7 protein-coding genes and 4 pseudogenes are annotated in these 11,947 nt (G+C 30.7%); 9 read left to right on the top strand and 2 right to left on the bottom strand.

Features of this window, described 5'->3' with window-relative positions; genetic code table 11:
• A partial coding sequence (locus tag U881_RS11460) for a plasmid maintenance protein (RefSeq protein ID WP_152520659.1) occupies positions 1-1,805 on the bottom strand: 1,805 nt, incomplete at its 3' end.
• A gap of 529 nt (positions 1,806-2,334) precedes the next feature.
• Here U881_RS11460 and U881_RS13715 point away from each other — a divergent pair.
• From U881_RS13715 to U881_RS11455, 3 genes and pseudogenes are all read left to right on the top strand, one after another.
• Positions 2,335-2,535 (top strand): annotated as a pseudogene (locus tag U881_RS13715) (variable large family protein); the annotation flags it as partial.
• A 312-nt stretch (positions 2,536-2,847) separates the two neighbouring features.
• Positions 2,848-3,060, top strand: a pseudogene (locus tag U881_RS0102480) (variable large family protein); the annotation flags it as partial.
• A 542-nt stretch (positions 3,061-3,602) separates the two neighbouring features.
• Complete coding sequence (locus tag U881_RS11455) at positions 3,603-4,469, top strand: hypothetical protein (protein WP_024653131.1); 867 nt, start codon at positions 3,603-3,605, stop codon at positions 4,467-4,469.
• 472 nt (positions 4,470-4,941) lie between these two features.
• Here U881_RS11455 and U881_RS0102470 read toward each other — a convergent pair whose 3' ends face one another.
• Positions 4,942-5,700 (bottom strand): hypothetical protein, encoded by a 759-nt coding sequence (locus U881_RS0102470; RefSeq protein WP_160164773.1) that lies wholly within the window; start codon positions 5,698-5,700, stop codon positions 4,942-4,944.
• A gap of 112 nt (positions 5,701-5,812) precedes the next feature.
• Between U881_RS0102470 and U881_RS0102465 the strand changes: the two genes are divergently transcribed.
• The 6 genes and pseudogenes from U881_RS0102465 to U881_RS0102430 all read left to right on the top strand — a co-directional run bounded on the left by U881_RS0102465 (position 5,813) and on the right by U881_RS0102430 (position 11,865).
• Positions 5,813-6,472 carry a CRASP family complement regulator-acquiring lipoprotein gene (locus tag U881_RS0102465; protein WP_024653129.1) on the top strand — a complete coding sequence of 220 codons (660 nt, stop codon included), beginning with the start codon at positions 5,813-5,815 and terminating at the stop codon, positions 6,470-6,472.
• Between the two features lie 26 nt (positions 6,473-6,498).
• Complete coding sequence (locus U881_RS13505; RefSeq protein WP_268744146.1) at positions 6,499-6,633, top strand: hypothetical protein; 135 nt, start codon at positions 6,499-6,501, stop codon at positions 6,631-6,633.
• A 1,346-nt stretch (positions 6,634-7,979) separates the two neighbouring features.
• Positions 7,980-8,673: pseudogene (locus U881_RS13210) on the top strand (variable large family protein).
• A 292-nt stretch (positions 8,674-8,965) separates the two neighbouring features.
• Positions 8,966-9,310, top strand: a pseudogene (locus U881_RS12205) (variable large family protein); the annotation flags it as partial.
• A 559-nt stretch (positions 9,311-9,869) separates the two neighbouring features.
• On the top strand, positions 9,870-10,235 hold the full coding sequence (locus U881_RS0102440) for a hypothetical protein (protein WP_024653127.1): 366 nt from the start codon (positions 9,870-9,872) through the stop codon (positions 10,233-10,235).
• 1,114 nt (positions 10,236-11,349) lie between these two features.
• Positions 11,350-11,865: a hypothetical protein gene (locus U881_RS0102430; RefSeq protein ID WP_024653126.1), complete on the top strand. Its 516-nt coding sequence runs from the start codon at positions 11,350-11,352 to the stop codon at positions 11,863-11,865.
• Positions 11,866-11,947: the final 82 nt, after the last annotated feature.

Below are 11,947 nucleotides of genomic sequence, written 5' to 3'. Positions count from 1 at the left end.
TTAAATCCTGCATAATTAGTTTCAAATTCAATATTCATCTTAGGCAATAATCTGTATGAAATGTCTGGTGCAGAGTTATTTGATATATCACCTATTATATTCACACCAGTATTGTCTGTTATACTTTGCTCTAATGTATCAGAAATCATACCGTCTAAAGAACGGTTTTGTGCACACATCTGTCTTTCTTTAACTTCACTAAACATCCCTACCCTTTCATCAATTTTGAAAAGAGATACTTCATTTTTTGTTGTACTCTCTATACAATCATTTTTACCTTCAATATCCTCGTTTGACAATGACTCAGACAAAATGTTTGGGGGCGTTTTGTTCAATAAACTATCTGTTTCGTTTGATTGTGCGTTATCGCCTATGTTTTTCTTCAAATTCGCCAACATACTTTCTTTTGCACGGTTCTTCAAATGGGCTCGCTCCTCTTCTGCCCTCCTAAGTCTTTCTTCTCTTTCTTTTGCTTCCTGTTTAAAAAGCCTCTGTAAATATTCTTCTCTTTTCAGCAATTCTAGCCTGCGTTTCTCTTTTTTTTCTAAATCCGTTTTTTTTGCTTTCTCTTCTGTCTCTTTTTTGTCTGCCTTTTCTGTTGCATAAATTTGCAAATTTTTCTTTGTTTTTTTTCCTTTTTTTTCTAAAAATTTTTTTCCAACACATATGTTTTCACCATAGACCGTTTTTTCAACACATCGCTTTTTGTATTTATTAGGGTACCAATCTCTAAATTTGCCTTCCCAAATTAATTCATAATCGTTTATTATCCCATCTTTTCTTTTCATCATCATCCACACTTTGTGTTTATACCTATTCGCAAATTGCTTTAAAAAGTGCTCTAGAATGTCTTCAAGACTGTATTCAGTTCTATAATCAATTATTGCTTGCTCCAAATTTAACAGAGCATTTATGTATGTCGAATCGTTGTTGCTCATCTCTTTTATTTGCTTCACATACTTTTTGCTAATTTTGTAGTCAGATAGCAGTCTTGTCTGGATATCTTTCCTCATTATTTTGCAATTCCTTTTCTTTTTTTCATAAAAATCAGCTTTTTTCATAAGCATTTCTGAGTTCTCTTTAGAATTCTTTTCTTTTTTATAGCTTATATTAGCTTTATTAATTACATGCGAATTTTGTACATGCGACATTACGGTTGTATGTTTCTGTTGATGTTGATTATGTTCATTTAAATTAGGTTGACTTTCTTCTTTTTGAGGATTTTCATTTTTTTTAGGGTTTGTATTCCAATGTTGCATTGCATCTTTTATATTTTGGTGAAAATCGCTAACGATTCTTCTATTTTGTAGATTTTCTTTGAGACGTTCTTGTAGATGTTCGAAAATGATTTCTTTGTGTCTGTGTACAAATTCCATGTTTTGTATATAGTGGGAAATGCTTCCATTGCCAACGCCAAGCCTTCTGATTTTGGATTTAATCAATCCGACTTCATTTAGAATTTGAATATCTCTTTCAATAGTTCGTTTACATACCTTTCTATATCCATCGTTTACTAATATTTTACTTACCATGTTTTGTATATCGCTAGCTGAGTATTCTTCAACACCACTTGATTTTTTATAATCTTTATTTTTAGTGTCTATTGCCCAATAGATCTTCAGTATTCTATTATATCGTTTGAGTGTTTTGGTTATTTGTAATTTGACTTGAGATACGGAGATATTTTTTATCTCAGGTGATGTTTTATATTTGTTTAAGTCAATAAGACCTTTTAGTATTGATTTAACTTGGCTTTTTGTGCCGTTTGATTTGAATTTTTTTTCATCTTTTGGTAGTATATTCATAAGATCCTTTAATCCAAAGTTTGGATTTTGAGTTTTCTTTGGATTATATTTTTTATTGTATATAAAAATTTCACTTTTGACTAGTCTGGTCAAGGTGATTTTTTATATACAATGCTAATGATACTCCTGTGATTTTGATAAGAGTGGTTCTAAAACTTAAAAATAATTATAAATAATAATAATAATAAAATTATAATATCAGATAGATAATTAAATAAAAGAGTCAGTGAATGAAAATATTTTTTTCTTTGTTCAGGAGAGTTGTTTTCCTTTTTGGTATTTTAGTAGCTTAATAAATAGGTTAATGGAGAGAGTGATGGCTTTTTTTGTATTAGGTTAATTAAGTTAAACGAGCTATAAAGTTAAATATCTGAAGAAATAATGTTGATGGGGGTAAAATTGAAGCTGTTAAGGGTGTCAATTAAATGAAGTGGTTAAATTTGGCTTATGGTAATGATTGCTAAGAGTCGAAATGCCACTGCTGTTGCTGCATCAGCTATCCTTGTTGTTGGTGATTATGCTTGAAAAATTAGCTACTGGTAGTGTTGGTACTACTAATGATAATGGCGTTGCTAAAGCAGATGTAGACTTAGCAGTAGCTGTTGCATTAAAGGTCATGATTCAAGATGAGAAGTTTAGTTAACCTGCTAATAAGAAGATGATGCAGTTAAAGCAGCAGCAATAAGTGCATCAAATAAGGTATTAGGGGATATTTGATGTAATAATTAAGAGCAAGCAAGAGAAGCTGTTAATGGAATATAATAGTCTCAGAGCAATAATCTCAGATTATTGTGTTCTACAGAAGCTGGTGCTGTTCAATCTACTGCTAAATAAAATAGAGAAACTAAATAATAAAGTCAATTAAGGAAAGCATTTTTATCTGTATGAAGATAATTGTTTTCTTTTTTTGCATTCTCATATATCTTATTAAACATTTCTTATTTGTTCATTTAACAAGTTAATTCCATTTATATGTCATTCATTTTTATTTTATTTTACTTTTGAATTTATCTTAGTAAAGATAAAGGAAACAATAAATTTTGATGGTTTAGCATTAAGGTAGATGGCAAAGGATGGCAAATTAGCATATGTGCTAGCAGAAGGATTGAATGCAGTATTCATAGGAGCAGTTAGTGAGACTGTAAGTGAGATAGTATTTACTATAAGAAGAACATTTGATAAATGTTTAAAGGATGTTGATGATTGCATAAAAAGTTTGATGATGGTGCTGATAATAAGGCTAATGAGTAAATGAGGTATTTACAAACATGATACTTATGTCATGAAATAAGTTAAGAGAGCGTTAAGGTTCTTTTATGGTGTTGTCTTATTTCATAGGGATTAGAGTTGTGTTATGAGTATTTAGAAAGGGTTAATAGAAGTTGTTGTGAATCATAATAAGAACTTCTATTTTTGTGTTTGTTGTTGTTTAAAATTGGATGATAAGTGCAATTTCTCGATTTTTTGTTCGTTGGTTTGTTATTTATTAATTTTTGTTTTGCTGGATCTCTAAATTTAGAAAAAATAAATAATCTATAATAGGTAGTAGGTTTCTGGGGGCAATAGTTACTTTTTGGATTGTGTTTTTCATAAAAAAAAGACGAAGTATATTATATGTACATTTTAAATATTGTTTATTTTGTGAGAATGACTTTGTTTTGTATATTTGTATATGTATTTTATTATTAATATGTTTTTGGTTTTCTATTTACTTAAAATATTTAATAATATATGATATAATATAATACATTTATAAATATACAATTAAAAATTTCAATTTAAATAAGGAAAATATTTATGTCAAAAGATGAAATATTAAAAACTATAGAAAAGCGACAATTAAGTGAGAGTGGACGACTTGATTTAGAGTTAGGGTTAGGGTTTTTTGCCAATGTTGTGCCATATCCTGAGATAGTTGGTGAAGCTTTGGAAGAATATTCTAAAAGGCAACAAAAAAGTGTTAAAGAAGCCAAAAAAGTTTATGGAGTGCGAAAAAAATATATAAAAGAAACTGATGAAGTGCTGAAAAAATATTTTGAAGCGCGAGAAAAGTATGAGGAAGTGCTAGTAAAAGAAACTGAGGATCAAAGACTTGTATTAGAAGAAGTTAAAAAAGCTTATGAAGCATACGATAAGTATGATGAAGCATCAAAAGAAACTGGAGAAGCAGCCAAAAAGTATGAGGAAGCAACAATAGCAAAAAGAGCGGCCAGCAAATCAGGGCAAGAATCATCAGAAGAATTTGATGAAGTACTGAAAAAATATTTTGAAGCGCGAGAAAAATATGAGGAAGCAACAGAAAAACAAGGAAGAAAACACATACTTGTAGTAGAAGCAGTCAAACAAGCTTATGAAGTGCTAAAAAAATATAAAGAATCAGCAAAAGAAACTGATGAAGCAGCCAAAAAGTATGAGGAAGCAGCAATAGCAAAAGAAGTAGATAGACAAAAACTTGCGGTAGGATCATCAAAAGAAGCTGAGGAAGCATCAGTAAAAGAAACTGATGAAGTAGACAAAAAAGTTAAGGAAGCAGAAGCAAAAGAAGCAGAGAGACAAAGACTTGCAGTAGAAGCAGTAAAAAAATCTGAAGAAGCAGTCAAAAAAGTTGAAGAGATAGGCAATAAAGTTGAGGAAGTAGCAGAAGCAAAAGAAGCAGAGAGATAAAGACTTGCAGTAGAATTAGCCGAAAAAGTTGAAGAAGCAGTCAAAAAAGCTGAAGGGATAAGCAACAAAGTTGAGGAAGCAGCAGAAGCAAAAGAGGCAGGGAGACAAAGACTTGCAGTAGAATTAGCTAAAAAAGTTGAAGAAGCAGTCAAAAAAGCTGAAGAGATAGGCAATAAAGTTGAGAAAGTAGCAGAAGCAAAAGAAGCAGAGAGACAAAGACTTGTAGTAGAATTAGCTAAAAAAGTTGAAGAAGCAGTCAAAAAAGCTGAAGAGATAGGCAATAAAGTTGAGAAAGTAGCAGAAGCAAAAGAAGCAGAGAGACAAAGACTTGTAGTAGAATTAGCCGAAAAAGTTGAAGAAGCAGTCAAAAAAGCTGAAGGGATAAGCAACAAAGTTGAGGAAGCAGCAGAAGCAAAAGAGGCAGAGAGACAAAGACTTGTAGTAGAATTAGCCGAAAAAGTTGAAGAAGCAGTCAAAAAAGCTGAAGGATAAGCAACAAAGTTGAGGAAGCAGCAGAAGCAAAAGAGGCAGAGAGACAAAGACTTATAGTAGAATTAGCCGAAAAAGTTGAAGAAGCAGTCAAAAAAACTGAAGGGATAAACAACAAAGTTGAGGAAGCAGCAGAAGCAAAAGAGGCAGAGAGACAAAGACTTGCAGTAGAATTAGCTAAAAAAGTTGAAGAAGCAGTCACAAAAGCTGAAGGGATAGGCAATAAAGTTGAGGAAGTAGCAGAAGCAAAAGAAGCAGAGAGACAAAGACTTATAGTAGAATTAGCCGAAAAAGTTGAAGAAGCAGTCAAAAAAACTGAAGGGATAAACAACAAAGTTGAGGAAGCAGCAGAAGCAAAAGAGGCAGAGAGACAAAGACTTGCAGTAGAATTAGCCAAAAAAGTTGAAGAGACAGTCAAAAAAGTTGAAGGGATAAGCAACAAAGTTGAGGAAGTAGCAGAAGCAAAAGAGGCAGAGAGACAAATACTTGTAGTAGAATTAGCTAAAAAAGTTGAAGAAGCAGTCAAAAAAGCTGAAGGGATAGGCAATAAAGTTGAGGAAGTAGCAGAAGCAAAAGAAGTAGAGAGACAAAGACTTGTAGTAGAGTTAGCCAAAAAAGTTGAAGAAGCAGTCAAAAAAGCTGAAGGGATAGGCAACAAAGTTGAGGAAGCAGCAGAAGCAAAAGAGGCAGAGAGACAAAGACTTGCAGTAGAATTAGCCAAAAAAGTTGGAGAGGCAGTCAAAAAAGCTGAGAAAATAGCCAAAAAAGTTGAGGAGGCAGAGAGACGGAGAATTGCCGTAGAATTAACCAAAAAAGCTGAGGATTCACCAGAAGAAACAAGACTAATTCATGAGTTGAAAGCCATAGCTAGTTCAGCGGAAATTGACAGAGTATTTGCTGTTCATGATGTTCCTGATTATGTTGAACCTGCTGATCAATATGGAATGGGGCTATTTTTTTGTTTAGCTCAATATTATGACAAAGTTCATCCTTCTGGTACTATTTTGTATCGTTATTATGACAGGTCTTCATTTGCGAGAAGATTAATCTACTTGGCTTTTGGTTATGATCCTGATAACTTTGCATTTTTTAGTGTCCTTTTTAAGAATATTAAAAAATTTGCTCCTTCTGATTATGTCTCTATTGTATACGGAATTTTAAACGAGTTAGCAAAATTTTCTGAAAAGTATTATCTATCTTCATTTAGAACATTAAGAGATAAAAAAGATTATCTTGTTTTTTTAAAGCTTGCAGAGTTAAGGACACTTCAACAACAATTTGTTTTACTTGAAAGCGGAAAGACAAAATTATTAGAAATGAAAAATCAGATAAAAGCAGATTATGCTAATGATATAGGTGGTATTAGAACTACTTCCTGTGATATTAAGATAGGAAGAGCAGTATATAACTATTTAACAGATGTAAATCGTAATTACAAAAAAAGATTAAAGGATGCAGTAGTTCAAGTAGACAAGGCAGATATTGAGATTATTAAGATCTTAAATAAAATATAAATATTGTTAGATTTTAAAATAATATTGTGAAGAATGGAAGAAAAGATACTCTTATTCTTCCATTGTCATTGTTAATTGATGTGATAATAAATAGTGTTAAACAATTGGAGGTTTATTTTGATGAGCTTGTTAAGGTAAGGTTGGCAATAAAAAATGTATAAGAGTGTATTTATGAAGTAAAATCTTATGTTGAAGGAAATCTTAAAAAATTTTGAGCAAATTTTTGGATATATTTGTCAAGTATTATAATCAAATTACAGTTCTTTTTATTCTTCAATTTATGCAGTATATTCTTATTTTATTTGATGTTGACGGGAATCTTTTTCTTTTTTTAGGATATCCTTTTTTTAGTATATGTGATCTATATAAATTATATTATTAAATATGAGTTAATATAAGTAAGGTAGTAAATTTACTAATTATAAGGAGGCTGATAATAGTAAGAATAGTAAGTATAATGATTATACTACAAAGGTCAAATAAACTGTAGTTAAAGTTGTTAATATACTGGAAGAACGTAACGCTATATCCCTTCTGTCATTGTTGATGCTTTAACGGTATTGAACTAGATTAGCATTAATCCTCCTTTTGCAAAAGAAATTGTACTTTTATCATCTGTATTTGCAGCTTATTTTAGTGTTGCATTACTTTTTCCTTATTGATTCATTTTGAATTAACATTTTTTTACTACTAACTGTTGTTAATTATTATTGTCGCTTTAGATGCATCTGTTGCTCCTAATTTATTATCTGTAGTCAATATCTTAGCTTTATTCTTATTATCTACTTTACAGGAACCAGTTTAATAAACCAAGTAAATAGTAAGTAGATAGTGAATTTGAACTATTTAGGAATGAGAGTAGAAAGCGAGTTTAGAGATGTGTTTAGTTTGTCTTTTTGTTGTTAAATAAAGTCAGTATCAATAAGAGTGTTAATGCTGTTCTTAAGTTAGCTGATGTGGTAGTGAGGTTAGCTCATGGGTAATAAATTATGCTAGGGCTTACTACTTTCCTGCTATCCTTGCTGATATAGCGACAATAATCGTGAAGCTTGAAGCACTAGTTATTGGAACTGAAGTTATAGAATTTGTTACTATTCAACCTATTTCTAAATACAATAGTGAAACTAAATAATAAAGTCAATTGAGGAAAGCACTTTTATCTTTACCAAGAGAATTGTTTTCCTTTTTTTGCATTTTAATATTTTTTATTAAGCATTTCTCATTTGTTCATAATTTACCAAGTGGGTTTGAAGTTGTATATCATTCATTCTGATTTCATTTTTATTTTGCTGATTTTCTAAGCTTAGAAGTAGAGAATAAGGAGATAAGAAAAAAAATGAAAGTAAAAAAAGAAGGAGAGAAGAGAGTGGGATAGAAGCAGGATGAGTAAAATGATAAAGATAAGTATGGTGATAATGCTGGATGATATGATTTAATAATGGGTTGTTGGAAGAGGAAAGAGCGAAGAGTCAAGTTTTGATTTTTGTAGTGACTTGAGGAAAGGATTTTGGGATGTTTTTGTTGCTTTTGGAGTGAGACATTGGGGCTAAAAGCATATGCAAAGAAATCGGAGATAGGAAACAGTTTTAGTGAGATTAAATCTATTAGGCAAACAAAGAAAGCCAAATTAAACGAGATTTTAGATGAGAATGGAAATTATTCAAAGGTAAATGATGAGATGAAAAAATGTATTGAGAAGTTAATAAAAATAGAGGGAGGAACAAAGAAATTTGCTTTGGTGGCTACTGGTGGAGTAATTGGGCAGGTAGTAAAATCTTCTGTTAATGGTGTTCATGGTCCTGATGCAGGAATTGTAAAGAGTTTGGTTGAGGTAATCAAAGAGATTGTTGATTTGGTTATTAGGGGAAGTGATGTAGTTAGTCCGGCTGAAGAGGATAAAAAGGGTATTGGTAGGTTATTGAGGCTAAGGGTATTAGTACTTCTGATGATGAAAAACTTGGGGATTCAGCGAAGAAGGATGCAATTATTGCAGCTGGAATAGCATTAAGAGCAATGGCAAAAGATAGTAAATTTATTGTAAAGGATACTTGAGATAAGAAGACAGAGAAGCTAATGCTGCTGAAGGTATAGCATCAAGTGCAGTAAACAAGGCACTTAGTACTCTTATTATAATTGCGGTAAGAAATATTGTTGATATTGGTTTAAAGAAGATAAATGAAACACTAGCTACAATTAAGTAATAAGATAAGGCATCAGAAGCTTCAGCTAATGGACAACAATAGATAATTATGGATAAAAATCAGTGAAATAATAAAGTTATTTAAAGAAAACACTTCTATTGTTCTTAATTAGGTGTATAGGGGGAGATGTTTTCTTGTTAATTTAAGTAATTTAATATATTTTTTTATCTTTTTTGTTAAGCATTCATTTATCATGTGTGGATTTTGTTTATTCATTTTGATTTCATTTTTTTTCTTGGATTAATTTTGGAGAGAAAAGAAGCAGAGATCTGAAAGAGGGGAAGATCTTGAGAAGAGATCAAAGGGAAATGCTCAAGCAGGAGCAGCAGTGGGAAATAAAGCCGCAGCAATAGTATCATCAGTAAGTGGAGAAGAAATATTGGCACTTATTGTTAAATCATTCGAAGTAGATGCAGCTGCAACAATATCAGAAAATGTAAATGGCACACTACAAGTGCATTAAAGTTTACGAAAGGAGGAAATCAATCAGATCACAGTTAGCACAAGATGTGGAGCTAGCAGGTGCATTGAGTGGAGGAATAGTTCTATTCTTTTTGTTTAAGGATGGTAAATTAGTTGCTAATAATAATGATGATGATAGAAATTTGGGCAGTCAGTAGGAATAAGTGCATCAAATCTATCTGACATAGCCATTTTTGTTTAACAGAAACACATAAAAATAAGTTAATTAAAAAAGAAAACACCTTAACTGTCTATTTCACATAGAATAAGAGAAGTGTTTCCTTTAAATAAACTTATTTTGAAACTAAATTATTTATTTAGCACTGATATTAATTGATAATTCTTTATTATTTTGCTCCACTACTTCCTGTAGCTGCTGTATCTGCAGATTCTGAAGTTTTATCTTATTTGATGTTGTTACTTCTACTTCTTATAATTCTCCTTTTTCTACTCATTTTAGACTTTAAAAGTCCCAACAACACAACACCACAATCTTAATTTCTATATGTAAACTATAAAATCAAACACATTCATTAAGTTCTATAATAAGGATTATATAAAATATAAAAATTGTAACAAAAATTGTCCAGAATCTTAGACTAATAATTCTAATTAATCTTAAAAGGTGTATCTTTTCAAGAAAAGAGGAATTAAAAAATGATAAAAACACTAATACTTAGCCTGATTCTTTTTATATTTATATCTTGCGATTTAATAAGCAAAAAACCGACTCAATGAATGAAAAGTTTAATCATGACATTCTACTCAAGCTAGAAAGAGATCTAATTAATTACAATATTCAAGCAAAACGAGAACAAGTAATTTATGAAAAAGAAAAGCAAGCACTTGCAAGTAATCCTCATAGTCACAGCCCTATCCTCAGTCAAGAAACCAAAGCATATTTAGATAAGCAAATTAATGAATCTAAAGAATTAGAAAAAAAATGTAAAGAAATTATTCAAATTACATCAAAAACAATCCTAGAAATGGAAAATCTTTACAATAAGGTTTTACAATTGGAGAAAGAAGCAAATAACGTTAAGGCAGTATTGACAAATCAAGGTACAGCAGTAGTAATTGGAGTCAAACCAAAAAGATGAAAGTTGAGCAATTAAGCAAACAAGCTCAAAGTAAAATATCTTCTGTAAAACATTGGCCTCAGGAAACAAAACGAATATATCAGTCATTGAAATACAATACAGAAACCGCAATTAATAACATGATCAAATAATGCATATACATTAGAACAAGCAATAAGTACAGGACAAATTCCTGAAAATTGGATAAGAAGAATATTAGAAAATAATCACTCATCAAATGAAATTATCAAAAAATGTGAGACAATAATTGAAGAATCCGCAAAACAATGTGCTGAAACTTCAAATAGGTATGTTAAAGAATTGGAGGATAATGTCAAAGAAGCCTTACATGTCATCAAGGTCACTTCTTACTAAAAAAAATATATCAATCTAAACACCTTACGATATTCTTTTCTTATAGTCTCAGAACTTCATTTGTTAATGAGAAATGAATGCTTAAAAATATAAAAAGAAACATTTTAAATCATTTCACTTAATAAGGAAACATTCACTACGTGCCTAACAAAACAAGAGAAGAGTTCCTTTATTAATACTAGTATACTAATAACCTTTATAATTAAACTCATATTGCCTACTTTTTCTCTTAATTTTAGTAGATGTTTTTGTGAAGATTTGTTATTAAAATTATTTTTAATGTTTTCATCACTAGTGTCCAGCATTATGGAGTTCACTTTATCAAGTAATTTTGAAGACTTTCTTTTCATTTCTTCGGCTAAAAACACAAATGATTTTAATGTGGTAGGCTAGATTTTAGATGAATGAATAATTTTAGGAGAGTAAAGTTTAAATTCATTATGTTATCATGTGTTGTGCATTTTATTTGTTTTTTATTTATTTCATTTATGCTGTTGCAGTAATGTTGGGAAGAGAATAAAGGACTCTTTAATATTATAATCATTATTTATAAATTGAATAACAACTTAGAAAGCACAAAACATATTTTAAGTTTTTCTAACATTAAAAACAATGTTAGAAAAACTTTTTTTAAACGACTTTTATATTAATTTGATTTAGAAGATTGTGCTTTACAAGCTTTATATGCGCCTTAATACCTAAAAATGTAGCTGTAGATGATATCTTTTGCATTCTTTATTATATGAAGTAATTCCTGAATTTGAGTACTTTTTCTAACATTTTCAATTATTCTGCAGATACTGCGACTAATGCATTGCTAGATTTTTTAAAGGATGTGCTATCGAGTTTTGGGCCTTGGGAAGCAGTGGCTTCTTCTGTTTTGAGTTTTACTGTGGGACTTTTTAAAGGTTTTGAAGCTGAGAGAATCAAAGCTATAGAAGAACAGAGAGACAAAGATTTAGAAGCATTAGAAAAACGAAGTGAGATCGAGCTTATGCGACTTGAAGAAGGGTTTGATAAAGAAATTGCAATGAGAAAAGAAAAATTATCAGAGCTTGATGATCAGTATAGTAAAGAGATTGATTTTTTAAAAGAGGCTCAACGCAAGGGGCAAATATCTGGTGAAGAATTTCAGAGGCGTTTTACTCAAGTTGAAAGTGAATATAAAACTAAGAAAAATACAGAGACTGAAAAACTAACTAATGCAGAGAATTCTAAGAAGCTTGAGTTAGAACGTGAAAAAAAACTTAAGGCTTTAGAATCCGATTCGTATTAAGGCTCAGGCAGAAGTGGATAAAGTAGAAGCTTATTGGAATTATTGGGGAAAAACTGCGGATTTGGCTAGAACTAAAGGACAC

It is taken from the genome of Borrelia persica No12 (assembly GCF_000500045.1).
Lineage (GTDB): Bacteria > Spirochaetota > Spirochaetia > Borreliales > Borreliaceae > Borrelia > Borrelia persica.
This window is presented reverse-complemented; position numbering and strand designations above follow the sequence as displayed.